The sequence below is a fragment of the Streptomyces sp. NPDC013157 genome (genome assembly GCF_042899865.1).
Taxonomy (GTDB): Bacteria; Actinomycetota; Actinomycetes; order Streptomycetales; family Streptomycetaceae; genus Streptomyces.
Map to the genome: position 1 here is coordinate 131,776 of NZ_JBIBAK010000020.1, position 25,390 is coordinate 157,165.

Genomic DNA, 25,390 nt, shown 5'->3' on the forward strand with positions numbered 1-25,390 from the left:
TGTGCTGTCACCGGGCCACCTCGCGTACCGCGCCGTCCGCGCGCACCGCGTCGAACGCCTCGCCCAGGACGGCCAGTTCGCGTTCGTCGGGGCCCGCGCCGCGCACGTGGGCGACGAAGTCCTCGGCGATCTGCCGGTCGGTGCGGCCGGCCAGGCGGCGGGAGTAGGAGACGTCGGGGTCGTCCGGGGCGCGGTCCGGGTCGAAGACCAGGCTGAGGGTGTGCGGGAAGCGGTCGGTGAGGCGGGCCATGGGGTCGGCGGGGCGGACCGGGTCGGTGAGGGTGGCCTCGACCCAGGCGTCCTCGTGGGCGGTGAGGACGGGGTCGGCGAGGAGGTCCTCCAGGGTGCCGCGGATGCGGGCCAGCGGGCGCGGGACCGGGCAGTCGAGGCGCTCGGCGGTGACTGTGCCGTCGGCGGCGAGGTCGACGAGCCACGTGCTCTTGCGGTGGCCGGCCTCGGAGAAGGAGTACGCCAGCGGGGAGCCCGAGTAGCGGACGCGTCCGGTGAGGGTCTGGCAGCCGTGCAGGTGGCCCAGGGCCACGTAGTCGACGCCGTCGAAGACGCCGGCCGGGACGGCGGCCACCCCGCCCACCGTGATGTCCCGTTCGCTGTCGCTGGGCTCGCCGCCGGTGACGAAGGCGTGCGCGAGGACGACGGAGCGGGTGCCGGGCGGGCGGGCGGCGAGGTCGGCGCGGACCCGGTCCATGGCGGCGGCCAGCACCGTCTCGTGTCCGGCCCGCTCGACCGCGAACTCGTCCTTCACCAGGGCGGGTTCGAGGTACGGCAGGCCGTAGAACGCGACGTCCCCGAAGGCGTCGGCGAGCACCACCGGGGTGCCGCAGGCCGACGGCTCGGTGCGCAGGTGGATCCCGGCCCGGTCGATGAGACCGGCGCCGACACCGAGGCGGCGGGCGGAGTCGTGGTTGCCGGAGATCATCACCGTGGGCACGCCGAGGCCGGCGAGCCGGTGCAGGGCGTCGTCGAACAGCTCGACCGCGGCGAGCGGCGGCACCGCGCGGTCGTAGACGTCTCCCGCCACCACCACGGCGTCGACGGCGTGCTCGCGCACGGTCGCGACGAGGTGGCCGATGAACTCGGACTGGGCGCCCAGCATGTTGACGCGGTGAAACGCCCGGCCCAGATGCCAGTCGGAAGTGTGCAGGATTCTCATGAAACCACCCCGACCCGCACCCTTACCCCTATTGCACCTATGTGACCCGTATGAACCAGCACGGGGACTCCCCGGCAACGCCAGCCACGCTAACGCATATCACCCCCTGACCCACCACACACCTCACATTCCCTGACCTTCCGAGGGCATCGGCCGGTCGTCGGCGTCCCGCGTGCCACAGCCCGACGGCCGTGAGCGCCGGAGGGAAACCTCTGCTATTCGCCGCCGTACGGAAGCGTGGTCCCCGGCAGGTTGTACTCGTCACGGCGTCCGCACATCCCGAAGCCGCCGAGCCGGGTGGGCGCGGTCTCGTACGCGGTAGCCTCGCCGAGGTAGGACGGCGCGCCGGCCAGCAGCGCGTCCAGCTGGGCGCCCGTGCGCTCGGCGGCGGCCAGCGCACCGGCCCGCCACAGCTCGCGCCAGCGCGGCACCTTCTCGCGCACCAGCCGGGCGGCGGCCCGCTGGAACTCCGCGTACGGGCCGTCGTCGCCGGCGACCAGCGCCTCGCGCAGACCGAGGTAGCCCTCGACGGCGAGGTCCCGGCGCCTGCGGGCGGCCTGCTCCGCCTCGGCTCCCGTGCCCGGCGGCAACGTCGCCACGGCTGCGTACCGTTCGGGATCGGCGAGCACCTCGGACGGGAAGGTGAAGACGGCGTCCCCGGCCTCCGGCAGTCCGCTGTTCTGCATCAGCACGGTGATGCGCAGGTCACCGCCCTGCACCATGCGGTGCACGGTGCCCGGGGTGAACCAGGCGACGGATCCGGCCTCCAGCGGGATGTCCCGGTAGCCGTCCGGGCTGAGCGTCTGCACGGCGCCCCGGCCGCCCGTGACGACGTACGCCTCCGTGCACACCAGGTGCAGATGCGGGCTGCCGCCGCAGACGCCGTCGGCGGCCTCCCAGTCGTAGGCGCTCAGGTGGGACAGTCCGACGGCACCGGGCAGCGGGTGCGGGAGCGTCGGCTCGGGTGCGTTCACCACGGCAGTCCCGCCAGGTGTGCGGCGACGCGGTCGGCGTCCCAGGCGCCGTCGGCGAAGACGATCCGGTAGCGGTAGGCGAAGGACTCCCCCGGCGGCAGGGCGAACTCCTCGAAGAACGCCCAGGAGAAAGCGGCCGTGGGGATCGGTTCCGCGCGCACGAACCAGTGCGACTCGTGGATCGCCGTCCGGGCGTCGAGGTTCTCGGGCGCGTGGGCGAAGACGATGGTGGAGTGCCCGTCCGCCTCGTCGTGCTCGGCGGTGCAGGCGAGCCAGGGGCCCTGGGTGCCCATCAGCTTCTCGGCGCCGGTGACGGAGTCCGGGCCGAACGCGGTGCCGCCGGTGAAGTCACGGGGGCCGCGCCACTGGAGCCCGGTGTACCCGGCCGCCTCGCGGCCTTCGGTGGTGGGGGAACCGAAGGTCAGGGGCTCGTCGCGGACGTTGGTGAGGTGGATGGTCCAGTCGAGCGCCCAGGCGCCGGCCTGCTCGTCGACGGAGTGGACGGTGAGCCCGCGCGCCTCCCGCGCCCACTCGGCGCCGCCGTTCTCCACCCAGGTCAGCCGCTCGGTGCAGGCGAACCGGTCGTCCGCGACGGCGAACTCGGTGAACCCGTCGTGCCGCATCGAGCCGACCCGCTCGGGCAGCGCCTGGTAACCCTGCCCGCGGACATAGGAGTTGCCTCCCCAGAAGTTCTGCCCGGACAGATGACTGGCCGTCATCTGGAGGCCCTTGTGCCAGCGGTGGTCGCTCGGCCGGTAGCCGGTGACGGTGCGGCCCGCGAGGGTGCGCACCGGGTGGGCGTACGGCTTGCGCGCCTCGTACGCCTCGGGGTCGGGGCGGTAGACGTACCGCAGGATCTCGGTGCCGTCGGCTGCCGCGACCGCGACGTGCTCGCCGTGGACGTGGCTGACGCGGATGCTCATGCGCGCTCCTCGGTGGGGGCCCAGTGGGGGTGCTCGCCGTGCATGGCTGCGGAGCAGAGGTCGCCGGGGCCGGTCTCGCCCGCGTGCACGGGGCGGCCCGTGATCACGTGGTCGGACGGGGTGTCGAGCCGTGGGGGCATGCGGTCCTCCTGGAGGTGGCGGAGGCCAAGACACGGAGAAAGCGCTTGCCCTCGCAGGGACCCTAGATCCGGAGGAATGTCAGGACAACCCCCCGCGCGGGTCACGCATCCCCGTACGCCTCCCCGCCCAGTTCGAGGGTGGCCGTGCCCGCCGTAGCGTCGGCGAGCCAGGCGCGGAAGGTGTCCACCTCGGCGTCCGGCAGGCCGATCTCGATGGTGACGGCCTCGCCGTAGCGGACGTCGCGGACCTCCCGGCCGGTGGCGCGCAGGTCGTTCTGGACCTTGCCGGCCCGCTGGTGGTCGACGGTCACCGTGGCCAGCCGGAAGCGGCGGCGGGTGAGCGTGCCGAGGGTGTCGAGGGCTTCGCCGACCGCGCCGCCGTAGGCGCGGATGAGGCCGCCGGCGCCGAGCTTGACGCCACCGTAGTAGCGGGTGACGACGGCGACGACGTACCGCATGTCGCGGCGCAGCAGCATCTGGAGCATGGGGACGCCCGCGGTGCCGCCGGGCTCGCCGTCGTCACTGGCCTTCTGGGTGGCGGCGTCGGCGCCGATGACGTAGGCCCAGCAGTTGTGGGTGGCGTCGGCGTGCTCCTTGCGGACCGCGGCGACGAATTCCTGGGCCTCCCGCTCGGTGGCCGCCGGGGCGAGGGCGCACAGGAAGCGGGAGCGGTTGACCTCGGTCTCGTGCGTGCCCGCGCGGGCAACTGTGCGGTACTCGTCCTGCATCCGCCCAGCCTATGCGGACACGTGTACCGCCCCTTCCCCTACTCCTTGCGCCCGCGGGCCACCGTCACCTCCGTCAGCAGGGCCGTTCCCGGGGCGAGGGCCGCCCACGTCGTGCCGTGCCAGGCCAGCACGGCGATCGCGGACGTCGGGAACTTCTCGCGCACCTGCTCCAGGGTGTCGTCGAGACCGTCGCCCGCGAGGTCGAGGACGAGTTCCTCCAGGCCGGGGTTGTGCCCCACCAGCAGCAGCGTCTCCACCTCGGCGGGCACCTCGTGCACGACCGCGAGCAGGTCGGGCACGTCGGCGGCGTACACCCGCCCGTCGTAGCGGACCGGCGGCGGTGTGCCCCACTGACCGGAGGCCAGCTCCCAGGTCTGCCGGGCGCGTACCGCGGTGGAGCACACCGCGAGGTCGGGCAGGGAGTCGGACTCGGCGAGGACACGCCCGGCGGCGGGGGCGTCGCGGCGGCCGCGGTCCGCGAGCGGGCGCAGGCGGTCCGGGACGCCCTCGGGCCAGGCCGACTTGGCATGCCGCAGCACGACCAGGCGGCGCAGCGGGCCCGCGCCCGCCCGGGTGATCACGCCGCCCGCCCGAGGTCACGGGTGAGGTCGAGGGCGAGCAGCCGGTCGGCGTAGGCGCAGGTCTCGAAGCGGGCCCCGTCCGGGATCTCGGGCTGGTTCTCCATCCAGCGCAGCACGCCCAGCACCCCGGGCACGTCGAGGTCGTCCTCCCAGGCGTCCCGAAGCCGTCCCCGGACCTTCTCGGGCACCGGCCGCGAGGGGCTGCGCGCCCAGTGCGCCACCGATTGCCGCAGCCTGCCGAGCCGCCGCCCGGCCGCGTCGAGGGCGCCGGCGCCGAGGTGGACGGCCGTGCCGCGCGGGGCGTCGAGGAGGGCGAGCCGCAGTGCGGCGGGGTCGTCGAGCGTGTTGAGGACACCGGCCTCAGGGCCGCCTGCGGAGGCGACGGCGACGGTCACGCCGGACCCGGGCACGGTGCCGCCCGTGGCCGTCACGTGGACGACCTGGGCCTCGCCCAGTCCCGGCGACAGGTCGCGGCCGTCCTCGAAGGGGCGGATACCGAGGGTGGTGGCGGCGGCGTGCAGCTCGGCCTGGTGATGGTCGGCGGTGAGCAGGGGCAGGACCGGGGTGCCGCCGAGTTCCAGCGCGCGCAGGAGGAGGTCGGTGGTGAGCAGGACCCGCAGCGCCGTCAGGTCGTACCCGGAGGCGTGTGCCTCCACCCGGGTCAGGGCACGGCGGGCGGAGACGGCGGGGACGGTCTCACCGGACTTGGCGTCGAGGATGCGCAGCACGGGCTGAGCGTAGGCGGGCGGCGGGCCGCACGCAGGCACCTTGCGACGATTCAGGTCACCGTGGCGGGACATGCGGGACATGCGACACCCCCTGCCGCGCGGACTGTCCCGACGGTACTGCGGGGACCCGCTGCGGGCCAGGGAATCAGGGTCCGGCGGCCGCTGTTGGCCACGGCGAATGTTCCCCGAGCCGAGGAGGCCGACGGTGTACGGCGACGAAGCGACGATCCGCAGGATTCTGACCGGGACGGGTGACACCTGGGCGGTGGTCGGTCTGTCATCCAACCGGGGACGGGCGGCGTACGGGGTGGCCCAGGTGCTGCAGCGGTTCGGCAAGCGGATCGTGCCGGTCCACCCCAAGGCGGAGACGGTGCACGGCGAGCAGGGCTACGCGTCCCTCTCGGAGATCCCCTTCGAGGTCGACGTCGTCGACGTCTTCGTCAACAGCGAGCTGGCCGGTGCCGTCGCGGACGAGGCGCTGGCGAAGGGCGCGAAGGCGGTCTGGTTCCAGCTCGGGGTGGTCGACGAGGCGGCGTACGAGCGGGTACGGGCCGCGGGTCTGGACATGGTCATGGACCACTGCCCGGCCATCGAAATACCTCGCCTGGGCCAGAACTGAACCGGATTTGAGGAAGATCTGAGCTTGGGCCTGTCTTACCCTCTTCTCACTGAGCACAACTGAATACGGACATTCCGTGACCCTCACTGACCTGTGCAAAAGCTTTGGCCAAGACAGGAAAGATCGAGGGTCAAATCTTTGGCAACACTCTTCTGTCCGCACGGAACGGACCCTTACGTTGTGGCCTCTTGCTCGTTAAATCTGCGTTCAGAAACTGAGAGGCCACTTGACATGGTGAGTGTCGAGAAAGCCGCCACGGAGGACATCACACCTTCGGGCGGTCTGAGGCGGGACGTCGGCCTGATCGGCCTGATGTGGGCCTCTGTGGGCTCGATCATCGGCTCCGGATGGCTGTACGGCGCCGAGAAGGCGGTCGGCGTGGCCGGCCCCGCGGCGATCATCTCGTGGGTGATCGGCGCGATCGCGATCGTGCTCCTGGCACTGGTGCACGCCGAGCTCGGCGGCATGTTCCCGGTGGCGGGCGGCACGGCCCGCTACCCGCACTACGCGTTCGGCGGCCTGGCCGGCATGTCCTTCGGCTGGTTCTCCTGGCTGCAGGCCGCGACCGTGGCCCCGATCGAGGTCGAAGCCATGATCGGTTACGCCGGTCACTGGAAGTGGGCCCAGCACCTCCAGCACGCCGACGGCACCCTGACCGCGAGCGGCCTGCTGGCTGCGGTCGTGCTCATGGCCCTGTTCGTCGGCGTCAACTTCTTCGGCGTCCGGGTGCTCGCGCACACCAACAGCGCCGCGACCTGGTGGAAGATCGCCGTGCCACTGGCCGCGATCTTCATCATCGCGATCGGCAACTTCCACCCGGGCAACTTCCACTCGGAGGGCTTCGCGCCCTTCGGCGCCAAGGGTGTCCTGACCGCGATCAGCACCAGCGGCATCATCTTCGCGCTGCTCGGCTTCGAGCAGGCCATCCAGTTGGCCGGCGAGAGCCGCAACCCGAAGAAGGACCTGCCCCGCGCCACGCTCGGCTCGGTCGCGATCGGTGCCGTGATCTACGTCCTGCTCCAGGTCGTGTTCATCGCCGCGCTGCCGCACAGCACCTTCGCGCACGGCTGGGGCCACCTCGCGTACGCGGGCATCAGCGGCCCGTGGGCCGGCCTCGCCACCCTGGTGGGCCTCGGCTGGCTGGCCTGGGTCCTCTATCTGGACGCGATCATCTCCCCCGGTGGCACCGGCCTGATCTACACCACCGCCACCTCCCGCGTCTCCTACGGCCTGGCGAAGAACGGCTACGCGCCGAAGCTCTTCACCCGGACCGACTCCCGCGGTGTGCCGTGGTTCGGCCTCATCATGTCCTTCGTGACCGGTGTGATCTGCTTCCTGCCGTTCCCGAGCTGGCAGCAGCTGGTCGGCTTCATCACCTCGGCGAGCGTGCTGATGTACGCCGGTGCCCCGCTGGCGTACGGCGTCTTCACCGACAAGCTGCCGCAGCGCGAGCGCCCGTACCGGCTGCCGTTCGGCAAGCTGATCTCCCCGCTGTCGTTCGTGGTCGCCAACCTGATCATCTACTGGTCCGGCTGGGACATCCTGTGGCGGCTCGGCCTCGCGATCATCCTCGGCTACCTGCTGCTCGGCGGCTACGCCTTCTACGCCCACAGCAGGAACCTGCCGGACGCGCCCCGGCTGGACTTCCGGGCCGCGCAGTGGCTGCCGGTCTACCTGATCGGCATGGGCCTGATCTCCTGGCAGGGCAGCTTCGGCGGCCAGAACAACATCGCGCTGTGGTGGGACATCCTGGTCATCGCCGCCTTCTCGATCGGCATCTACTACTGGGCCAAGGCGACCGCCTCCACGGCCGAGGACATCGAGCGCAGCATCGACGAGGTCGTGGTCACGGACGCCCCCGCGCACTGACCCCCCTCCTCGCCTACGTCCCGTCAGCCACGGCGGCACTGCCGTGGCTGACGGGACACCGTCATAATGCGGGGGTGACTCACCCCTCCCCCCACCACAACTCCCCCTCCGAAGAACGCCGTACGGTCGTCGTCGTGGGCGCCGGCCCCGCCGGGCTGACCGTCGGGAACATCCTGCGGGCCGCCGACGTCGACTGCGTGGTCCTGGAGACCGGGAGCAGACAGTCCATCGAGACCCGGCCGCGGGCCGGGGTCATCGAGGAATGGGCGGTGCACGGGCTCCGGCAACGCGGCCTGGGCGACGGCCTGGCGGCCCGGGCGCAGGTGCACAGCGCGTGCGAGTTCCGGTTCGGCGGCGACCGGTTCCGGTTCGACTACAGCGAGCTGACGGACCGGCACCATTACGTCTATCCGCAGCCGCTGCTGGTGACGGACCTGGTCCGGGAGTACGCCGACGTGCGCGGCGGGGACATCAGGTTCGGGGTGCGCGACGTCGCGCTGCACGACCTGGAGTCGGACCGGCCCGCCGTGTCGTACCTCGACCCGGCGACCGGCGAACGGCACCTTCTGCGCTGCGAGTTCGTGGCGGGCTGCGACGGGGCGCGCGGGGTGACCCGGGACGCGATACCGCGGGGGCGGGTGCGGGTCGCCCGGCAGGACTACGGCATAGCCTGGCTGGCGCTGCTCGCCGAGGCGCCGCCGTCGTCGGACTGCGTGGTGTTCGGCGTCCATCCGAACGGTTTCGCCGGGCACATGGCGCGCAGCCCCGAGGTCACCCGCTACTACCTGCAGTGCCCGCCGGGCGACGATCCGGAGAACTGGTCGCACGACCGGGTCTGGGACGAACTGCGCGAGCGGCTCGGCGCGGCCGGGGCGCCGCCGCTCACCGAGGGGCCGCTGATCGAGAAGCGCGTGCTGGACATGCACGACTACGTGGTGGAACCGATGGCGTTCGGCCGCCTCTTCCTGGCCGGTGACGCCGGGCACCTCACCGCGCCGATCGCCGCCAAGGGCATGAACCTCGCCCTGCACGACGCCTTCCTGCTGGGCGACGCGCTCGCCGCACAGGTCACCAAGGGCGACGACAGTGGTCTGGAGGGCTACTCCCACGCCTGCCTGCGCCGGGTCTGGGACTACCAGGAGTTCTCGCAGTTCCTGTCCGGCATCTACCACGGCACGGCCTCCGGCGATCCGTTCCTCGCGGGCACCAGCCTGGCCCGGCTGCGCAGGCTGTTCACCTCGCGTGCGGCGGCGACGGCCTTCGCCGAGCAGTACCTCGGTTCGGCAGCCTCCTTCTGAGCACTACGCGGGGACGGCCGCCGGGTTCCCGGTGCGGGTCGTGAACAGCGCCGTACCGGCGAGGGCGAGCAGGACGACCGCGAGGGCCATGGCCAGGTGGACGCCGGCCAGGGGCGTGGCCCCCGCGGCCATCAGGGCGCTGGCGGCGGCCGAGCCCAGGACCGAACCGAGCTGCCGGGCCGTGTTGTTGACCCCGGAGGCGGCTCCGGCCAGCGGCGCGGGCACGTGCCGCATCGCCTCGGTGGAGAGCGGGGCGATCATGCAGCCGGTGCCGAGCCCCATGAACATCAGCGGCACGGCGAAGACCGCTGCCGTGGCCGAGCCCTGCGCGAGCAGGATCACCGCGGACAGCCCCGCGCAGAAGGACACCAGTCCGGCGAGCAGCACCCGGCGGCCGCCGATCCGGTCGCTGAGGCGTCCGGCGAACGGGGAGACGAGGAGGGAGACCAGCGGGGAGGGCGCCAGGGCGAGCCCGGCGTGCACGCGCTGAAGCCGAGCTGCTGCTGGAAGTGGAGGCCGAACGGCAGCACGGCGGCGATCAGGGCGGCGCCGATCGCGCCGACCAGCGCGGTCATCACGGTGAAGCCGCGGTCGGCGAAGAGGCGGAAGGGCACCAGCGGTTCGGCCCCCTGACGGCGCGCCTGCTGGCGCAGGAACAGCGCGGCGAGGGCGAGGCCGGCGGCGCCGAGCGCGAGGATCCCGGCGTTCCAGGAGTACCGGTCGCCTTCCATCAGAGCGAAGGTCACGCAGGTCAGCGCGGCGGTGGAGAGCAGGGCACCGGGCAGGTCGAGCCGGTGGGTGCGGCCGGTGCGCAGGTCGGGCACGAGGAGGAAGGTCAGGGCGAGGACCAGCAGGCCGATCGGGACGTTGACGAAGAAGACCCAGCGCCAGCCGACAGTCCGCCGTCCCCACCGACGGCATCGGCGAACACCCCACCAGCACGGGCACGGTGCTGATCGTCGCCGCCGACCTGCGGGACCACCCCCGGACCACGGTCACCGAGATCGCCAAGCGCACCGGCCTGGCCCAGAGCCAGGTCTCCAACTGCGTGGCCCGGCTGCGCAGCGCCGAGGCGGTCACGACAGAACCCGACCCGCGCGACGGCCGGCGTACGCTGCTGAGCCCGGCCGCCGAGCCGTCCGCCCGCGTGAAGGCGGTACAGGAAGCGCCCGTCGGCCCGGCGCTGGCGGCCGCGACCAGCGATCCGGAGACCGTGCTCGCCCTGCTGGAGAAGCTCAACCGTCTGGTGCGGTAGCGGTCTCGGTCAGGCGGTGGTCCGCCACCTTCAGCGCCTCCTCGACCAGCCGCCGCAGATGACCGTGGCGCAACGAGTACACCACCCGCCGCCCCTCCTTGCGCGTTCCCACCAGACCGGCGAGCCGCAGCCGGGCCAGATGCTGACTGACGGCGGGACGGGCGGCGCCGCAGACCTCGGTGAGCGTGCTGACGTCGGCCTCTCCGGCGGTCAGGGCGTGCAGCAGGGTGAGCCGGGTGCGGTCGCCGAGCAGCGCGAGGAGTTCGGCGGCCAGTGCGAACTGCTCCTCGCCCGGGGTGCGCGGGTGCGCATGATGCGCAGGTGATAGGTGCAAGCGTGCGCTCATACGCACATAATGGCGTCGTGGACGTCCCGTGTCCACGTCCCGCGCACCGGAGAGGGGAGCCGCATGAGCGACCGGCACCATCACGAGCACGCACACGCACACGCACACGCGGACGAGCGCCACCACCCCCACGACCACGCGCACACCGACGACCGCCGCCCCCACGACCACGCGCACGGCCGGCACGGCGACCCCGCCCACAGCCATGACCACGACCGCGGCCATCAGCACGGCCACTCCCACTCCCGCCACTCCCCTTCCGGCGGCCTCCGGCACCGCCTCACCCATCTCCTGACGCCGCACTCCCACGAGACGGCCGACAAGCTCGACCCCGCACTGGAGTCCTCGGCGCGTGGCATGCGCGCACTCTGGGTCTCGCTGGCCGTGCTCGGCGCGACCGCGCTCGTGCAGGCGGTCGTCGTGGTCCTGTCCGGCTCCGTCGCCCTGCTCGGGGACACGGTGCACAACGCGGCGGACGCGCTGACCGCCGTACCGCTGGGCATCGCCTTCGTGCTCGGGCGCCGGGCGGCGAACCGCCGCTTCACCTACGGCTACGGACGGGCCGAGGACCTCGCGGGGATCGCGATCGTGCTGACGATCACCGGGTCGGCCGTCTTCGCCGCGTGGACGGCCGTCGAACGGCTGCTGGATCCGCGTCCGGTCACGCACCTGACGGCCGTCGCGGTGGCCGCCCTCGTCGGGTTCGCCGGGAACGAGTGGGTGGCCCGGTACCGGATCCGGGTGGGCCGGGAGATCGGCTCGGCCGCGCTGGTGGCCGACGGGCTGCACGCCCGAACCGACGGCTTCACCTCACTGGCCGTGCTGCTGGGGGCAGGCGGCGCCGCCCTCGGCTGGCAACTCGCCGATCCGCTGGTGGGGTTGGCGATCACCGCGGCGATCGCGCTGGTCTTGCGGGACGCGTCGCGCGAGGTGTTCCGGCGTGTGATGGACGCGGTGGACCCGGAGCTGACCGACCGGGCCGAGCGGGCGCTGCGGGAGGTGCCCGGGGTGCGGGCGGTGGGTGAGCTGCGGCTGCGGTGGATCGGGCACCGGCTGCGCGCCGAGGTGGCCGTCGTGGTCGACGGCGAGGCGACGGTACGCCAGGCGCACGCGATCGCCGTCGCGGCGGAACACGCTCTGCTGCACGCCGTACCGCGGCTGACGGCGGCCCTGGTGCACGCGGATCCGGCACCGGCGCCGGGCCAGGCGGACCCTCACCTGGCGCTGGCGCACCACGCGCACGCCGCCTCCTAGACGCCCAGCCCCGCCAGCACCACCGCACCCGGCAGCTCTGCGAACGCCTTGCCGGGGACGAGGAGTTTGCCGCGCCGGCGTCCGCTGCCGACCAGGACGTAGGGCAGGTCGACCACGGCCGGGTCCACCAGCAGAGGCCAGTCGCGCGGGAGTCCGATCGGGGTGATACCGCCGTACTCCATGCCGGTCGCGCCGGTCGCGGTGTCCGTCGAGGCGAACGAGGCCTTGCGGGCGCCGAGTTGGCGGCGCACCACGCCGTTGACGTCCACCTTGGTCGTGGACAGCACCAGACAGGCCGCAAGCGTGGTCTCGCCGCCGCGCCTGCCCGCCACCACCACACAGTTGGCCGACGTACCCAGCAGATCGCGCCCGTAGTGCTCGACGAAGACCGCGGTGTCCGCCCACTGCGGGTCGGTCTCGACGTAGACGATCCGGTCGGCGGGCACGGCGCCGGTCCAGTGGCGTACGGCGTCGGCGACCGGCGCGGTCAGCTCGTCGAGGCAGTCGGGGGCGGGGACGGCGGTGTCGAAGTCTCCGATGGGTGCGCGCATGTCCGCACGCTAACAGCCCGGCCCGCCGGGCTCAGGGCACGGGCGGCACCGAGACCGTCATCACCATCTCCATCGGCACGTCCCCGGTGTTGCCGTACACATGGGCCGTGTTGGCCTCGAAGGAGGCGCTGGCGCCGGTCGGTACGCGGTAGTCGACCCCGTCGACGGTGAGGGTCAGTTCACCGGCGGTGACATGGACGATCTCCACCGTGCCGGACGGATGCGGCTCCGACGGGCTGCTCTCGCCGGGCATCAGACGCCAGTCCCACATCTCCAGCGGGCCGGGCGCCTCGGTCCCGGCGAGCAGCCGGTTGAAGCTGCCGGCCTCGGTGTGCCACAGCCGTACGGCCTTCTCGACGGGGACGATCTGGACCTTCGGGCCCTGCTCGTAGTCGAGCAGCGTGGTGATGCTGATGCCGAGCGCGTCGCCGATCTTGACGACGGTGCCGATGCTCGGGTTGGTGCGGGCCTGCTCGATCTGGATGAGCATGCCCCGGCTGACCCCGGCCCGGGCCGCGAGCACGTCCAGGGTGAAGCCGCGCACCGCCCGCCAGTGCTTCACGTTGCGGGCCAGGGACTGGGTCAGCAGGTCGAGGTCCGACACGTTCCGTCCGTCGTCGAGAGCATGGGGGTGGGCATGATGGTCCAATATTTTGAATGACGCAGTTCATCTGACAGAACTACGATGGGGTGTACCTGATCGTTCACCGAACTGTACTGCGAGGCGGGCTGTGACAGCATTCTTCGCCCTGACCACCAGTCTCCTGTGGGGGCTGGCCGACTTCGGCGGCGGGCTGCTCACGCGACGCGCCCCGGCGCTCACGGTCGTCGTCGCGTCGCAGGGCCTGGCGGCGGTCGTCCTGGGTGTGATCGTGGTCGCCACGGGCGGCTGGAGCGAGGCCGGGCCCCGGCTCTGGTTCGCGTTCGCGGCCGGCCTGGTCGGACCCGTCGCGCTCTTCTCCTTCTACGAGGCCCTCGCCCTCGGCCCGATGGGAGTGGTCTCCCCGCTGGCCACCCTGAGCGTCGCCGTCCCGGTCGGGGTCGGGCTGTTCCTCGGCGAGCGGCCGGGGCTGCTCCAGGTCGCGGGCATCGCGGTCGCCGTCACCGGGGTCGTCCTGGCCGGCGGTCCGCAGCTGCGCGGCGCGCCCGTGCAGCGCCGGACGATCCTGCTCACCCTTGTCGCCGCCGGTGGCTTCGGCACGGTCTTCGCGCTGATCACGGAGGCGTCCACCACGGTCACCGGCCTCTTCCTGGCCCTCTTCGTACAGCGGGTGACCAGCGTCGCGACGGGCGGCGCCGCCCTGTGGCTGTCCGTGCGGCGGGGCGCACCCGCGCTGCCGGAGGGCGGCTTCGCCTGGTCCACGCTCCCGGCGCTGGGCTTCGTCGGACTCGCGGACGTCGCGGCCAACGGCACGTACTCGGTCGCCGCCCAGCACGGCCCGGTCACCGTCGCCGCGGTGCTCGCCTCGCTCTACCCGGTGGTCACCGCGCTCGCGGCCCGCGGCTTCCTCAGCGAACGGCTGCGCGCGATCCAGGCGGCGGGCGCCGGGCTGGCACTGGTGGGGACGCTGCTGCTGGCCACCGGCTGAACCGGCGGCCGACACCCCGGCCGGGCGCCGGGCGCCGCTCAGCTCTCGGGCTCCAGCTCGGCGAGCCGCGCCACGTCCTCCTCGTCCAGCTCCGCCAGCGCGCGCAGCTGCTCCGGCGTGGTGCCCGCCGGGATCGGCACCGGCGCGGGTGTGCGCAGCGGCGGCTGCCAGCCGGTCTCGGGCGTCCAGCGGCGTACGACCCGGGCGGGCGCGCCGGCCACCACGGCGTGGTCGGGCACCGTTCCCCGGACCACCGCACCGGCGGCCACCACCACGTTCCGGCCGATCCGCGCGCCCGGCAGGATCACCGCACCGGTGCCGATCCAGCAGCCCGGACCGATCTCCACGGGCTCCATGCGGGGCCACTGGCGGCCGATGGGCTCGTGCGGGTCGTCGTAGGAGTGGTTGGTGGAGGTGACGTAGACGTACGGGCCGAAGTAGCAGTCGCTGCCGATGGTGACCGTCGTGTCCGCGATGACGTGACTGCCGCGGCCGAGGACGACGCCGTCGCCGATGCGGAGGATCGGATCGGGGCCGAGGTCGAGGTCGGGCATCAGGCCGGCGGTGAGGGTGACCTGTTCGCCGACGATGCAGTGCGAACCGAGGTGGATCCACGGTTCGCCGAAGACCGTGCCGAGCGGAAAGGCGAGGCGGGTGGCTTCGCCGAGGGCGCCGAACCGGAAGCGGCCCGGGTGGTCGGCGCTGACGGATCCCGTGCGCTGCACCCAGGCCCAGGCCGCGTGCACTGCGCGTTGGGCAAGGCGACGGCGCCAGGACGAGAACGTGTTCTTGGTCTTCGGCACGCAGTCACGCTACTCAGCGGGCGCCGACTTATAGAGGGTGGGCTGCTGTGATCTTCGCCCCAGGTGGTGGGCTAGGTTGCCGAGGACGGTGATGACGATGGGAGACGGTGATGACGCAGCGGGCGCTGATCGTGGGGATCGGGGGGCGCGAGCCGAGGATCGAGGCCGACGTGTTCGTGGCGCCGACCGCCTCGGTGATCGGGGACGTGACGCTCGAGGCCAGGGCGAGTGTCTGGTACGGGGCGGTGGTGCGGGGGGACGTGGAGAAGATCACCGTGGGGGCGCGGGCGAACGTCCAGGACAATGTGACCTTGCACGCGGACCCGGGGTTTCCGGTGCGTGTCGGGGAGCGGGTGTCGATCGGACACAACGCGGTCGTCCATGGGGCGACCGTGGAGGACGACTGCCTGATCGGGATGGGGGCGACCGTGCTGAACGGGGCCGTGATCGGGGCGGGGTCGCTGGTCGCGGCACAGGCTCTGGTGCCGCAGGGGATGGTGGTGCCGCCTGGGTCGTTGGTGGCGGGGGTGCCGGCGAAGGTGCGGCGCGAGCTGAGTGCGGAGGAGCGGGAGGGGGTGACCCTCAACGGGACCTTCTATGCGGAGTTGGCTGTGGCGCATCGCGGGGTGCATGAGTAGCTGGTTCGGCGGGTGCGGGTGGGCGGGGGCTGGTCGCGCAGTTCCTCCCCCAGCCTTCGGCCGGGGGTACCCCCAGCGCCCCTGTCGGGGCGCTTCAGTCGCCGGCGCTCACAGGTTCGGCTTCCTTCTCGGTGGCCTGGACCTTCTTTGCCCGGCGCTGCACGATCAGCATCGATGCCAGGCCGAAGAGGACCGCCGCTGCCAGGCCCACGTACGAGAACCTCTTCAGCCAGTCCTCCGCGACGATGCCGACGTAGTAGACGACCGCCGTCGTGCCGCCCGCCCAGCAGATGCCGCCGAGGAGGTTGGCGGTGAGGAACTTCCAGTACGGCATCTGCAGGACGCCGGCCAGGGGGCCCGCGAAGATGCGGAGGAGGGCGATGAAGCGGCCGACGAAGACGGCCCACATGCCCCACTTCTCGAAGGAGCGCTCGGCGGTGGCGACATGGCCCTCGCTGAAGTGTCTCGGGAACTTCTTCCCCAGCCAGGCCAGCAGCGGGCGGCCGCCCTTGCGGCCGATCGCGTAGCCGATGGAGTCGCCGATCACCGCGCCCGCGGTCGCGCAGGCGCCGAGGACGAACGGGTTGACGCCCGAGTGCTGGGAGGAGAGCAGTGCGGCGGAGACCAGGACGATCTCGCCGGGCAGCGGGATGCCCAGGCTCTCCAGTCCGATCACCAGCGCCACCATGGCGTAGACGGCGACCGCAGGCACCGAGTCGAGCCATTCCTGGACGTGCACCGCCGGATCCTCCCCTGTCGCGTGCTCCTTCCCCAGGAAGGCTACCGGGTCGGCCGGGTACCACCGTGCCCGCGGCACCGGCCCGCCCCCCTGCCTTCGGTTTTCGGACATCCGGGTGTCATACGGGACGGGAAGGCTCCCCGGCGTCTGCTCGCCTGCGGCTCCCCACCGCCGGCCCGCCGTGGAAGGACAACGTCCCCGTGTCCTCACTGTCCTCACTGTCCTCACTGTCCTCGCCCTGCCCCGACGCGCCCGTGCGTCCGCTGCCGGCGCCCTCCTCGATGGCGGGCCGGCCGCTCCGGCTCGCCCTGTGTCTGTCCCCGCTGCTCATCGCGGCGGTCTGGGGGCTGACCAACCGGTCACTGCTGTACGAGGGCGTCACCCGGCTCGCCCGCGCCGAACCGGCGTGGCTGCTGGCCGCGGGCGGTTTCACCTGCCTGACCTGGGTGGTGGCCGCCTGCATGCGGCAGGGCGCCGTGCCCGACCGGCTGCCGCCGGGGCTGCTGCTGGCCTCGCAGTTCGCCGCCGGCGCCGCCAACCACGCGCTGCCCGCCGGGCTCGGCGCGCACGCCGTCACCGTGCGTTTCCTGCGCACCCGGGGCGTTCCCGTGGAGCGGGCCACCTCCTCGATCGCGCTGTACTCGGTGGCCAAGTCAGGCGCGAAGACGGTCGTGCTGATCGTGTTCCTGCTCTCCTCGTCCGCCTGGCGGCGGCTGGGCGAGCTGCTCCCGGACGGCGTGGTGCTGATCCCGGTGGCCGCGGTGCTCACCCTGGTGGGCGTGGCGACGGCCGTCGTACGACCGCTGCGGCGGCCGGTCACCGGTCTGGTGCGCTCGGCGCTCACCGATGCCCGGACGGTCCATGCGCAGCCCTCCCGGGTGCTGGCCCTGTGGGGCGGGGCCACCGTGATGCCGCTGGTGCAGGCGTGCGTGCTGGCCTGCACCGGGGAGGCGCTCGGGCTGGGGCTGTCGTGGGGCACCGTGATCTTCGCGTACCTGGCGGCGGGCACGGCGGGGGGTGCCGTTCCGGTGCCCGGCGGGGTGGCGGTGGACGCGGCGCTGGTGATCACGCTGGTCGCGTTCGGCTCCCCGGTCGCGGTGGCCACCGCGACCGTGATCGGCTACCGCGTCCTCACCGACTGGATCCCGCTGCTGCCGGGTGCCCTGGTGCTGTCGGCGATGATCCGCGCGAAGGTGCTGTGAGGCGAGGCGTCAGTCGCGTCGGGCGACGATGCGGTAGGCGTTGGAGACCCGGAGACGGTGCGAGACCGGCCGTACGGCGAAGCGGTCCAGGAGGGTGCCGGCGATCAGGGCCGGGATGCCCGCGATGAGCAGGGCGGCGCGGAGGGTCTTCTGGAGGGCGCCGGGCGGGGTCGGCAGCCAGGGGGCGTCCTCGCGCGGGGCGGTGTGGTCCAGGGCGAGCCAGACGGCGGCCAGCAGGTCGACGGGGTCGTGGGCCTCGGCGTGCTCTTCGGCGACGACCGTGAAGCCCAGGGCGGTGAGCCGCTCGCGGAGGTTGGCGACCGGGACGAAGTGCAGGTGCTGCGGCTGGAGCCAGGGCAGCCACCAGCGGCCGAGGAGGCGGGCGTAGCGGCTCTCGGGGTCGGGGACCTCGATGAGGAGGTGGCCGCCGGGGCGTACCGCCTCGTGGGCGGCGCGCAGTTCGCGGTCGGGGTCGGTGCTGTGCTCCAGGTAGTGGAACATGCTCACCACGTCGTAGCGGTCCGCGAGTTCGGGGGCCAGGTCGGGGAAGGCGCCGCGGTAGGCGTGCTCCACGCGGCCCTCGCGGGCGGCGAGTTCGACGCCGTCGGTGAAGTCGAGTCCGTCGAAGGCGGTGCCGGGCAGCACCTCGCGGGCGGCCTCGCAGAAGTGGCCGTGGCCGGTGCCGACGTCGAGCCAGTTCTTCGGGGTCGCGTCGTGCGGGACCATGGACCGGGCGCGGCCCTGGTACATCTTGGTGCGGCCGCCGAAGGTGCCGCTCATCTTCTGCTCGCCGAGGCCGTCGTAGAAGTCGCGGTAGTAGAACTCCAGGCCCGTCTCGTTGAGGCGCGGGTTCTGGAAGGTGTGGCCGCACTCCGCGCAGCGGTCGAGGACGAAGGCGCCGGGCTTGTGCTGGAGCAGGTCGGTGGTGCGCAGCCGGGTGGTCAGCCGGTCGGAGGCGCACCAGGGGCAGGTGGTGCGCCGGGGCTCGAAGAAGCGGTCCGTGCCCCCGGCGAGGTCCCGCTCGTAGGCGGAGCGCAGCGCCTCGACGTCACTCTGCTTGCTCATCGGCTCTCCTTGCGTGCGGGTCGGCTGCGAGGGCTTCCAGGTGGGTCGCGGCGGCCGGCGCTCCGCCCGCCGCGCGGAACGCGGTGCGGATCCTGGCCGCCGCCGTGCGCGGGCCGGGCTCGTACAGGACGGTGTCGAGGGTCTCGCCGAGGCGCGGGGCGGTGACCCGGCCGAACCGGACCCGGAGGCCCGCGCCGGCGTCGACGACCTGCCCGGCGATCACCGGCTGGTCGTCGCGGATGGGTGCGACGACCAGCGGGACGCCGTGCCACAGGGCCTCGCAGACGGTGTTGTGCCCGGCGTGGCAGACGACCGCGTCGACCCGTTCCAGGAGCGGGAGCTGGGGCAGCGAGGGCAGGATCAGGATGTCCTTGTCGTCGGCCGCGGGGGGCAGGGTGCCGCCGGGGTCGGCGACCAGCGCCTGCACCCGGTCGGCCCGTTCGCGTACGGCGGCCACGCACTCGGCCAGGAACCGTCCGCCCACGTCCGCGTTGGCGGTGCCGAGGGAGACGAGGACCCGCTCCCGGCTCGGGTCCAGCCAGTCCCAGGGGAACCCGTCGGCGACCGGCCGCTCGGAGATCGACGGGCCCACGTAACGGACCGCCGGCCGGTCGGTGGGGCCCGCCAGTTCGGGTGTGGTGAAGGCCAGGGTGAGATACGGCGAGAAGCGCGGGTCGGCCGTGCCCGCCGGGTCGCCGAAGCGGGCACGCAGCTCCGCGAGCCGGTCCCGGAGCCACTCGGCGACCTTGGGGATGCCGTCGTAGGCGTCACCGAACTCGGCCGAGGTGGTCGCGGAGGTCGCCCACGGCAGCCCGAGCCGCTCGGCCACCAGGGCCCCGGCGAAGGCCTGTTGGTCGGCGACCACCACATCGGGGCGGAACTCGTCGACGGCCGCCCGCACGCCGGGCGCCATGGCGTCCGCCAGCGGCACCAGGAACCACTCCCAGAGGAACTTCAGCGCCTCCGCGCCCCGCAGGTCGGCGGGCCGCTCCCCCTCCGCGGTCCCCGCGCACGGGAACACCCGCGCCTGCGGCCCCGCCAGCCGGTGCACCAGCCCGGCGTCCGCACAGACCCAGGCCACCCGGTGCCCGCGCCCGGCGAGTTCGGCCGCGACGCCGACGGCCGGGTTGATGTGGCCGACCAGGGGCGGTACGACGATCAGGAAGCCGCTCACCGGACCCCGGCCCGTACGCCGCCGCTGACCGAGTGGATCAGCTCCAGGATGTGTCCGCCGACCGTGCCGGCCGCCTCGACCAGCACGGAGTGCTCGTGCCCGGGCAGCACCACCGACCGGTAGTCCGCCAGCAGCGCCTCCTTCAGCGGGACCACCTCCACCAGGTCGGAGTCACCGCCGTACACCCCGAGCACCGGGCAGCGAACGGCGCTGATCTGATCCTCTGTCAGGACGCGGCTGGCCGGGATGTCCCGGCCGAGGCTGGTCTCGCGGGCGAGCCGGGCCGCGCCCTTGGCCAGCCGGGCGGTGTTGTGGCTGCGGTTGGCGGTGATCCAGGCGATCGCGTCCGGCTCGTTGTGGGCGAGTTCGGTGACGACCCGGTGCAGGATGCCGCCGAGTTTCGCGGCCCAGGCGGCGGTCGCCGGTTCGGACTCGATGAGGGTCAGGCTGGCCGCGCGCTCCGGGTGGCGGGCCGCGTAGCCGAAGGCGATGGTGCCGCCGTAGGAGTTGCCGACGAGGTGGACCGGGCCGGTGATCGACAGGTGGTCGAGCAGGGCCTCCAGGTCGTCGATGTTGTGGTCGAGGGTGTAACCGCCCGACGGGCGGCCGCTGCGGCCGTGGCCGCGCAGGTCGTACATGACCACGTCGAGGCCGGAGACGGCGAAGGCGGGGGCCACGGTGAAGTAGTAACTGGCCAGACTGTCGGTGAGCAGCCCGTGGACGAGGACCACGGTGGCGACCGGGATCCGGCCCTCCCCCGGGCCCATTCTCTGTACGTGCAGCCGGACGTCCCCGGTGTCGACGATCGCCATGGCTCAGCCCGCCTCCGTGGCCTTCAGGCTCCACACCACGTACTCGACGAGCCGGCCGACGGTCAGCTCGATGATCTCGTCGAACTCCATCCCGGCCAGGAACTCGGCGAAGTTGACCCGCTTCCCGTACCGCTCCTCCAGGAGCCCGGCCAGGGTGACCAGGTCGATGCTCTCCAGCTCCAGGTCGCGGTTGAAGGTGGTGCTCATGCCGATCTCGGCGTCGTCGTCGCCGTACTCCTCCAGGAGGGTGCGGAGCATCCGCGCGAGGTCGGCGAGCACGGCTTCCTCGTCGGCGCGGATCTCGGGCTCGGTGGGATTCATCGCGGGTCCTCCTCGGGGTCTGCGGCTGCCGGTCCGGGGGTCCAGGCCACGACGTAGTCGCGGTCCGGCAGTGCGGGGGGATTGCGGACCGGCGCGCAGTGCACCGGGTAGGCGCGTTCCAGCCGGCCCGAGACCAGCAGCAGGCTGCCGTCCGGGGCCGCCTCCAGGACGGTGAAGTCCCTCGGCCTGCCGTCGAATCCGGTGCCCTCCGCCTTGGCGACGGCCTCCTTGGCGGCCCAGAACCGCGTGAACCACAGAGCCGTCGAGTCGCCTGCGGAAAGGGTCCGCAGCAGCCGGAGTTCGTCCGCGCCGAGCGCGACCTCCATGGCCGCCGGATCGCGTTCGGTGACCTCTTCGAGGTCGATGCCCGGCCCGGGTCCGGGGGTGTGCGGGCGTACGATCGCCACCGCCGCCTCGGCCCGGTGGGCGAGCGAGACGTCCAGCGCGGGCAGGGTGCGGCCGTGCACGCCCACCACGTACGGGCGGCCCAACGCATCGTTGCGGACCCGGAGTTCGGCCGGGAAGACCGGGCCCTCGCCGTGCTGCCAGAGCCACTGGCGTACCGCGTCCTTGGCGGCGATCCGGCCCAGCAGCCACTGCCTGCGGCCGCGGGGCGGGTGCTCGGCGTACTGCGAACGCTCCGTACCGCCGAGGGAGTTGCGCATGATCAGCTCGCGGGAGGCCAGGTCCGGCCAGCGCTCGTGAAGTAAGGTCCAGCCGCCGGGCCGGGCCTCGGAGAGGGTGTTGCGTTCCGGGAAGCGCTCGACGGGGCGGGTGTGCGGGTCGTTGTCGAAGCGCCGGTCCTGCCAGCCGTCGATCCGGGCCCAGACCCGGTCGCCGACGGTGAGCTCCACGTCCGCCTCCAGGACGGTGTCGGTGAGCGAGGTGATCCGCACCAGGCAGCCGACCTCGGTGCCGGGGGCGGGGTGCGGGCCGTGGAAGCGCGTCTCCCGCAGCTGCACCGGGAAGACGACGGTCCGCTCGGTGCGGGTGGCCATGATCCAGTAGCCGAGGATCTGGCCGACGTTGTCGAGCAGGGCGCCCGGGGCGGCGGGCGTGGTGATCACCCCGCGGACGTGCCGGTCACCGATCGCGGTGAGCTCGGTGACGCCCTGGAACGCCGGGCCGTGGAACATCCAGCGCTCGGCGTACAGTTCGGCGGCGGTGTGGTCGGGGGTGCGCTCGGCGGCCGGGGGCCGGGCGGGACCGGCGGGCGGCGGGACATAATCCGGGGCCACCTCTACGACCGCGCGGGCGGTGGGGCCGAAGGTGACCGCGACGCGGCCGGGCCCCTCGGGGGTGACGGTGACCGGGACGTCGACGGCGGGTGTGGCGGTGAGCCAGCGGTCGAAGCGGGCTCCGTGCACGGCGACCGCCCGCAGTCCGGTGGCCTCCTCGGCCGCGTCCGTCATGTGCCGGACGATCGTGGTGGCGGGGACCACCGGCCAGCGGTCCTCGGTGTCGGGCCAGTCGGGGCGTTGCGGGAAGAAGCAGTGGTCGAGGAGGTGGGGCATCGCCTCGGGGGACACCCGGAGGGTGGTGGTGCGGGAGGTGGGGGGCGGCTGAGGTCCGGTGGGCGAAGGCACTGCGGGGACCGGGACGCGAGGCAGGGCACGGGCGGCCGTGGGGGCCGCGGTGGCGGACGAGGCGCCGATCGTGGTGAGGACGACCGCTGCCGTGTCGGCCGTCTCCCGCAGCAGCGCGTCGAGTTCGGCGGCGGCCGGGATGCGGGTGGCGAGGTCGTCCAGCGGGGACGGTCCGGCGGGGGTCCGTCGGCTGCCCAGCGCCGTGCGGAGTTCGTGCAGTTCCGGGCCGTCCAGGGACACCAGCGCGCCGCCCAGGTCGAGCCGGACGGGCGGCCGCTGCCGTGACGGCGTGACCGCGCTGCCCGTCTTCGGGACCGCCGGTGCCACGACGGCGCCCGCGGTCCACAACGCCGTTGCCACGCGCCGGAGTTGTGCCAGGCCGGAGCGGTGCGGCGAGTTGGCGGCGACGGCGAGGTGGTCGCGGTCGCCGAGGGTGTCGCCGATCAGGGAGGCCAGCTGACCCGGGCCGGTCTGGACGAAGACCCGGTGCCCGGCGGCGTACAGGGCCTCGACCAGTTGCCGGAACCGGACCGGCTCCAGCAGGTGCCGGACGAAGAGTTCGCGTACCTCCGCCTCGGCCGCCGGGAAGCGGGCCGCGGTGGTGCCGGACCAGACCGGCACCGCCGGCCGGTGCAGCCTGAAGCGCTCGGCGGCCTCCCTGATGGGGGTCAGGTACGGCTCCAGCATCGGGGTGTGGAAGCCGGACCGGAACGGCAGCACCTGGCACAGCACGCCGTCGGCCCGGAAGGCGCGGACGAAGTCCGCCACGGCCCGGTCCGGGCCGCAGACCATCGACTGGTTCGGCGCGTTGTCGTGGGAGAGGACGATCCCGGCGTCCGTCCAGTCCGCGTGGAGTGCGGCGAGGACGCGGTCGGCAGGGGCGCCGACGGCGGCGAAGGCGAGGCCCGGGACGGTGACCGCGTCGGGGTCGAACTCGGCCATGAAGGCGTCCACTTGGTCACCCGCGTAGAGCCCGGCGGCCACCATCGCCGTCCACTCGCCGACGCTGTGCCCGGCGACCGCGTCCGGCACCACGCCCATCCGGCGCAGCGCCGAGTCCAGCAGCCGCCCCACGCCGACGACACCGAACCCATGACGGCCTACGTCCCCGACCCGCACGGCATCCGTGGCAGGGCCGGTGACGGTGGGGAGGCCGAAATGCGCGGCGATGTCGTCGACGCGGGGAGCGAACTCGCCTTCCAGTCCCGGGAAGACGAAGGCCAGTCCGCCGTGGGCCTCGCCGCCGAGCAGCCGGGCGGGCCGGAACCACACGTCGTTGCGGCCCTGCCAGGCACGGCCCTTGCCGACCGCGCGCCGGGCGAGCGCGAGCCGTCTGGCGGTGGGGTCGACGATGCCCAGGCGGACCGGGCCCACCTGGGGATGGGTCTCTTCCGGGGCGAGACCGGCGGCGAGGACGGCGGAGTCGTCGGCGGCGAGGATCGCGGTCAGCCGGTCGGGGGTGTCGGCCGCGAGCAGGAGGATGCGCTCGGGTTCGGTGACCTCTGCGACGCGGGGCTCGGTGGCCTCGGTGCTGCGGGGTTCGGTGACTTCCCCGACGCGGGGCCCCGTGCCTCCCGTGCCGCGGACGACGGCGGCCGCGCGGCGGCCGGGAGCCTCCTCCAGCACCACGTGGGCGTTGATCCCGCCGAACCCGAAGGCGTTCACCGCGGCTCTGCGGACCGGCTGTCCGGGACCGGTCTCCCAGGGCCGGGCCCGGTCCAGCGTGCGGAAGCGGGTGGCGGCGAGGGCCGGGTGCGGGTCCTCGCAGTGCAGGGTGGGCAGCAGTGTGGCGTGGTGGAGCGCGAGGGCGGCCTTGACCAGCCCGGCGACCCCGGCGGCCGGCATGGTGTGGCCGATCATCGACTTCACCGAGCCCAGCACGGCCCGTTCGCCCTCGGTACCCGGCCCGAACACCTCGGCCAGCGTGGTCAGTTCGGCCGTGTCACCGGCCGGGGTGGCGGTGCCGTGCGCCTCCAGGAGGCCGAGCGAGTGCGGGGCGGTGGGATCGAGGCCCGCGGCCCGCCAGGCCTGGCGTACGGCGTGGGTCTGGCCACCGGGGTCGGGGTTGACGAGCCCGGCGGTACGGCCGTCGCTGGCCACCCCGGTGCCGCGGATCACCGCGTAGACGCGGTCGCCGTCGCGTTCGGCGTCGGCGAGGCGCTTGAGGACGACGACCCCGGTGCCCTCGCCGATGAGGATGCCGTCGGCGTCGCGGTGGAAGGGGCGGATGCGCTGGCTCGGGGAGAGCGCGCGCAGCTGGGAGAAGACGCTCCACAGGGTGATGTCGTGGCAGTGGTGCACTCCCCCGGCGAGCATCACGTCGCAGCGCCCCGCGGTGAGTTCGGTGACGGCCTGGTCGACGGCGACCAGCGAGGAGGCGCAGGCCGCGTCCACGGTGTAGGCGGGGCCGCGCAGGTCGAGTCGGTTGGCGATCCGGGAGGCGGCGAGGTTGGGCACCAGGCCGATCGCGGACTCGGGGCTGGCGGGGCCGAGCCGCTCGGTGAACGCCTCGCGCACCCGGGCCAGTTGGCCGGGCGTGAGGTCGGGCACCAACTCGCCCAGGGTGCGCACGAGTTGCCCCGCCGTCCGGACCCGCTGGTCGAGCCGGACCAGGCCGGGGGTGAGATAGCCGCCCCGGCCCAGCACCACGCCGATCCGGTGCCGGTCGGGCAGCCGGTCCGCGCCGCCCGCGTCGGCGATCGCCGCTGCGGCCACGTCCAGGGCGATCAGCTGGTCGGGTTCGGTGCCGGGGACGGAGTTCGGCATGATCCCGTACCGGGTGACCTCCACCTCGGCCAGCCCGTCCACGAAGCCGCCGCGCCGGCAGTACACCTGGTCGGGGACGGCGGGCCCGGTCGCCGAGCCGGGCCGGTAGTACTCCGCGTCCCAGCGCCCGTCCGGCACGTCTGTTATGGCATCCGTGCCGTTCAGCAGGTTCTGCCAATACGCGTCGAGGCCTGCGGCGCCGGGCAGCAGCACCGCCATGCCCACGATCGCGACCGGTGTCCGGCGGTCGTCGGTCAT

27 protein-coding genes are annotated in these 25,390 nt (G+C 73.3%); 8 read left to right on the plus strand and 19 right to left on the minus strand.

Annotation, left to right across the window (positions count from 1 at the left end; genetic code table 11):
• Positions 1–7: 7 nt before the first annotated feature.
• The 7 genes from ACFY6U_RS43015 to ACFY6U_RS43045 form a co-directional block, all read right to left on the minus strand.
• The gene (locus ACFY6U_RS43015; protein WP_390047302.1) at positions 8–1,171 is read right to left on the minus strand and encodes an exonuclease SbcCD subunit D; all 1,164 of its coding nucleotides are present in this window, start codon (positions 1,169–1,171) and stop codon (positions 8–10) included.
• Between the two features lie 215 nt (positions 1,172–1,386).
• Positions 1,387–2,148: a cupin gene (locus ACFY6U_RS43020; RefSeq protein WP_390047304.1), complete on the minus strand. Its 762-nt coding sequence runs from the start codon at positions 2,146–2,148 to the stop codon at positions 1,387–1,389.
• On the minus strand, positions 2,142–3,068 hold the full coding sequence (locus ACFY6U_RS43025) for a PmoA family protein (protein ID WP_390047306.1): 927 nt from the start codon (positions 3,066–3,068) through the stop codon (positions 2,142–2,144). Before ACFY6U_RS43025 ends, ACFY6U_RS43020 begins: the two co-directional genes overlap by 7 nt.
• Complete coding sequence (locus ACFY6U_RS43030) at positions 3,065–3,208, minus strand: hypothetical protein (RefSeq protein ID WP_390047308.1); 144 nt, start codon at positions 3,206–3,208, stop codon at positions 3,065–3,067. Before ACFY6U_RS43030 ends, ACFY6U_RS43025 begins: the two co-directional genes overlap by 4 nt.
• 101 nt (positions 3,209–3,309) lie before the next feature.
• Positions 3,310–3,936 carry a YigZ family protein gene (locus tag ACFY6U_RS43035; protein ID WP_390047310.1) on the minus strand — a complete coding sequence of 209 codons (627 nt, stop codon included), beginning with the start codon at positions 3,934–3,936 and terminating at the stop codon, positions 3,310–3,312.
• Positions 3,937–3,974: 38 nt separating this feature from the next.
• Positions 3,975–4,517, minus strand: coding sequence for a SixA phosphatase family protein (locus tag ACFY6U_RS43040; RefSeq protein WP_390047312.1), 543 nt, complete (start codon positions 4,515–4,517; stop codon positions 3,975–3,977).
• Positions 4,514–5,245, minus strand: a complete 732-nt coding sequence (locus ACFY6U_RS43045) for a hypothetical protein (protein ID WP_390047314.1) — start codon at positions 5,243–5,245, stop codon at positions 4,514–4,516. The genes ACFY6U_RS43040 and ACFY6U_RS43045 overlap by 4 nt, the downstream gene beginning before the upstream one ends.
• Before the next feature lie 205 nt (positions 5,246–5,450).
• On the opposite strand from ACFY6U_RS43045, the gene ACFY6U_RS43050 reads away from it, so the two are divergent.
• From ACFY6U_RS43050 to ACFY6U_RS43060, 3 genes are all read left to right on the plus strand, one after another.
• Entirely contained in the window at positions 5,451–5,864 is a 414-nt protein-coding gene (locus tag ACFY6U_RS43050; RefSeq protein WP_390047316.1) for a CoA-binding protein, read from the plus strand.
• Between the two features lie 231 nt (positions 5,865–6,095).
• Positions 6,096–7,733, plus strand: a complete 1,638-nt coding sequence (locus ACFY6U_RS43055) for an APC family permease (RefSeq protein ID WP_390047318.1) — start codon at positions 6,096–6,098, stop codon at positions 7,731–7,733.
• A 74-nt stretch (positions 7,734–7,807) separates the two neighbouring features.
• Entirely contained in the window at positions 7,808–9,031 is a 1,224-nt protein-coding gene (locus tag ACFY6U_RS43060) for a 4-hydroxybenzoate 3-monooxygenase (protein WP_390047320.1), read from the plus strand.
• Positions 9,032–9,034: 3 nt separating this feature from the next.
• On the opposite strand, the gene ACFY6U_RS43065 is transcribed toward ACFY6U_RS43060, so the two are convergent.
• A complete protein-coding gene (locus ACFY6U_RS43065; RefSeq protein WP_390047479.1) occupies positions 9,035–9,481 on the minus strand; it encodes an MFS transporter in 447 nt (148 codons plus the stop codon).
• Entirely contained in the window at positions 9,370–9,855 is a 486-nt protein-coding gene (locus ACFY6U_RS43070; RefSeq protein WP_390047493.1) for a hypothetical protein, read from the minus strand. Before ACFY6U_RS43070 ends, ACFY6U_RS43065 begins: the two co-directional genes overlap by 112 nt.
• 125 nt (positions 9,856–9,980) lie before the next feature.
• Between ACFY6U_RS43070 and ACFY6U_RS43075 the strand changes: the two genes are divergently transcribed.
• On the plus strand, positions 9,981–10,286 hold the full coding sequence (locus tag ACFY6U_RS43075; protein WP_390047322.1) for a MarR family transcriptional regulator: 306 nt from the start codon (positions 9,981–9,983) through the stop codon (positions 10,284–10,286).
• On the opposite strand, the gene ACFY6U_RS43080 is transcribed toward ACFY6U_RS43075, so the two are convergent.
• Positions 10,267–10,632, minus strand: a complete 366-nt coding sequence (locus ACFY6U_RS43080) for a metalloregulator ArsR/SmtB family transcription factor (RefSeq protein WP_351494594.1) — start codon at positions 10,630–10,632, stop codon at positions 10,267–10,269. The genes ACFY6U_RS43075 and ACFY6U_RS43080 overlap by 20 nt on opposite strands.
• Before the next feature lie 63 nt (positions 10,633–10,695).
• On the opposite strand from ACFY6U_RS43080, the gene ACFY6U_RS43085 reads away from it, so the two are divergent.
• Entirely contained in the window at positions 10,696–11,886 is a 1,191-nt protein-coding gene (locus ACFY6U_RS43085) for a cation diffusion facilitator family transporter (RefSeq protein ID WP_390047324.1), read from the plus strand.
• Here the strand turns inward: ACFY6U_RS43085 and ACFY6U_RS43090 are convergent.
• Both ACFY6U_RS43090 and ACFY6U_RS43095 read right to left on the minus strand, forming a co-directional pair.
• A complete protein-coding gene (locus ACFY6U_RS43090; protein WP_390047326.1) occupies positions 11,883–12,437 on the minus strand; it encodes a YbaK/EbsC family protein in 555 nt (184 codons plus the stop codon). The genes ACFY6U_RS43085 and ACFY6U_RS43090 overlap by 4 nt on opposite strands.
• Positions 12,438–12,468: 31 nt before the next feature.
• The gene (locus ACFY6U_RS43095) at positions 12,469–13,041 is read right to left on the minus strand and encodes a helix-turn-helix domain-containing protein (protein ID WP_351494624.1); all 573 of its coding nucleotides are present in this window, start codon (positions 13,039–13,041) and stop codon (positions 12,469–12,471) included.
• Positions 13,042–13,168: 127 nt separating this feature from the next.
• Between ACFY6U_RS43095 and ACFY6U_RS43100 the strand changes: the two genes are divergently transcribed.
• Positions 13,169–14,026, plus strand: coding sequence for a DMT family transporter (locus ACFY6U_RS43100; protein ID WP_390047328.1), 858 nt, complete (start codon positions 13,169–13,171; stop codon positions 14,024–14,026).
• A 38-nt stretch (positions 14,027–14,064) separates the two neighbouring features.
• Here the strand turns inward: ACFY6U_RS43100 and ACFY6U_RS43105 are convergent, their stop codons facing one another.
• Complete coding sequence (locus ACFY6U_RS43105) at positions 14,065–14,829, minus strand: acyltransferase (protein WP_390047330.1); 765 nt, start codon at positions 14,827–14,829, stop codon at positions 14,065–14,067.
• 110 nt (positions 14,830–14,939) lie between these two features.
• Here ACFY6U_RS43105 and ACFY6U_RS43110 point away from each other — a divergent pair, with 110 nt between their 5' ends.
• A complete protein-coding gene (locus ACFY6U_RS43110; RefSeq protein ID WP_390047332.1) occupies positions 14,940–15,467 on the plus strand; it encodes a gamma carbonic anhydrase family protein in 528 nt (175 codons plus the stop codon).
• A 94-nt stretch (positions 15,468–15,561) separates the two neighbouring features.
• On the opposite strand, the gene ACFY6U_RS43115 is transcribed toward ACFY6U_RS43110, so the two are convergent.
• Positions 15,562–16,206, minus strand: a complete 645-nt coding sequence (locus ACFY6U_RS43115; RefSeq protein ID WP_390047334.1) for a DedA family protein — start codon at positions 16,204–16,206, stop codon at positions 15,562–15,564.
• Between the two features lie 200 nt (positions 16,207–16,406).
• Here ACFY6U_RS43115 and ACFY6U_RS43120 point away from each other — a divergent pair, with 200 nt between their 5' ends.
• Positions 16,407–17,408 carry a YbhN family protein gene (locus ACFY6U_RS43120; protein ID WP_390047336.1) on the plus strand — a complete coding sequence of 334 codons (1,002 nt, stop codon included), beginning with the start codon at positions 16,407–16,409 and terminating at the stop codon, positions 17,406–17,408.
• 9 nt (positions 17,409–17,417) lie between these two features.
• Here ACFY6U_RS43120 and ACFY6U_RS43125 read toward each other — a convergent pair whose 3' ends face one another.
• The 5 genes from ACFY6U_RS43125 to ACFY6U_RS43145 are packed head-to-tail and all read right to left on the minus strand — an operon-like array spanning position 17,418 to position 25,390.
• Positions 17,418–18,473 (minus strand): class I SAM-dependent methyltransferase, encoded by a 1,056-nt coding sequence (locus ACFY6U_RS43125; RefSeq protein ID WP_390047338.1) that lies wholly within the window; start codon positions 18,471–18,473, stop codon positions 17,418–17,420.
• Positions 18,457–19,647, minus strand: coding sequence for a glycosyltransferase (locus ACFY6U_RS43130; protein ID WP_390047340.1), 1,191 nt, complete (start codon positions 19,645–19,647; stop codon positions 18,457–18,459). Before ACFY6U_RS43130 ends, ACFY6U_RS43125 begins: the two co-directional genes overlap by 17 nt.
• Entirely contained in the window at positions 19,644–20,459 is an 816-nt protein-coding gene (locus ACFY6U_RS43135) for an alpha/beta fold hydrolase (RefSeq protein WP_390047342.1), read from the minus strand. The genes ACFY6U_RS43130 and ACFY6U_RS43135 overlap by 4 nt, the downstream gene beginning before the upstream one ends.
• A gap of 3 nt (positions 20,460–20,462) precedes the next feature.
• Positions 20,463–20,780, minus strand: coding sequence for an acyl carrier protein (locus tag ACFY6U_RS43140; protein ID WP_089105552.1), 318 nt, complete (start codon positions 20,778–20,780; stop codon positions 20,463–20,465).
• Positions 20,777–25,390, minus strand: coding sequence for a beta-ketoacyl synthase N-terminal-like domain-containing protein (locus tag ACFY6U_RS43145; protein ID WP_390047344.1), 4,614 nt, complete (start codon positions 25,388–25,390; stop codon positions 20,777–20,779). The genes ACFY6U_RS43140 and ACFY6U_RS43145 overlap by 4 nt, the downstream gene beginning before the upstream one ends.

What these genes read in the sequence shown, in the direction of transcription:
- ACFY6U_RS43015 (WP_390047302.1), bottom strand. Translation starts at nt 1,171, where the DNA reads ATGAGAATCCTGCACACTTCCGACTGGCATCTGGGCCGGGCGTTTCAC.
- ACFY6U_RS43025 (WP_390047306.1), bottom strand. Translation starts at nt 3,068, where the DNA reads ATGAGCATCCGCGTCAGCCACGTCCACGGCGAGCACGTCGCGGTCGCG.
- ACFY6U_RS43030 (WP_390047308.1), bottom strand. Translation starts at nt 3,208, where the DNA reads ATGCCCCCACGGCTCGACACCCCGTCCGACCACGTGATCACGGGCCGC.
- ACFY6U_RS43035 (WP_390047310.1), bottom strand. Translation starts at nt 3,936, where the DNA reads ATGCAGGACGAGTACCGCACAGTTGCCCGCGCGGGCACGCACGAGACC.
- ACFY6U_RS43055 (WP_390047318.1), top strand. Translation starts at nt 6,096, where the DNA reads ATGGTGAGTGTCGAGAAAGCCGCCACGGAGGACATCACACCTTCGGGC.
- ACFY6U_RS43080 (WP_351494594.1), bottom strand. Translation starts at nt 10,632, where the DNA reads ATGAGCGCACGCTTGCACCTATCACCTGCGCATCATGCGCACCCGCGC.
- ACFY6U_RS43085 (WP_390047324.1), top strand. Translation starts at nt 10,696, where the DNA reads ATGAGCGACCGGCACCATCACGAGCACGCACACGCACACGCACACGCG.
- ACFY6U_RS43090 (WP_390047326.1), bottom strand. Translation starts at nt 12,437, where the DNA reads ATGCGCGCACCCATCGGAGACTTCGACACCGCCGTCCCCGCCCCCGAC.
- ACFY6U_RS43110 (WP_390047332.1), top strand. Translation starts at nt 14,940, where the DNA reads ATGACGCAGCGGGCGCTGATCGTGGGGATCGGGGGGCGCGAGCCGAGG.
- ACFY6U_RS43125 (WP_390047338.1), bottom strand. Translation starts at nt 18,473, where the DNA reads ATGAGCAAGCAGAGTGACGTCGAGGCGCTGCGCTCCGCCTACGAGCGG.
- ACFY6U_RS43135 (WP_390047342.1), bottom strand. Translation starts at nt 20,459, where the DNA reads ATGGCGATCGTCGACACCGGGGACGTCCGGCTGCACGTACAGAGAATG.
- ACFY6U_RS43140 (WP_089105552.1), bottom strand. Translation starts at nt 20,780, where the DNA reads ATGAATCCCACCGAGCCCGAGATCCGCGCCGACGAGGAAGCCGTGCTC.
- ACFY6U_RS43145 (WP_390047344.1), bottom strand. Translation starts at nt 25,390, where the DNA reads ATGACCGACGACCGCCGGACACCGGTCGCGATCGTGGGCATGGCGGTG.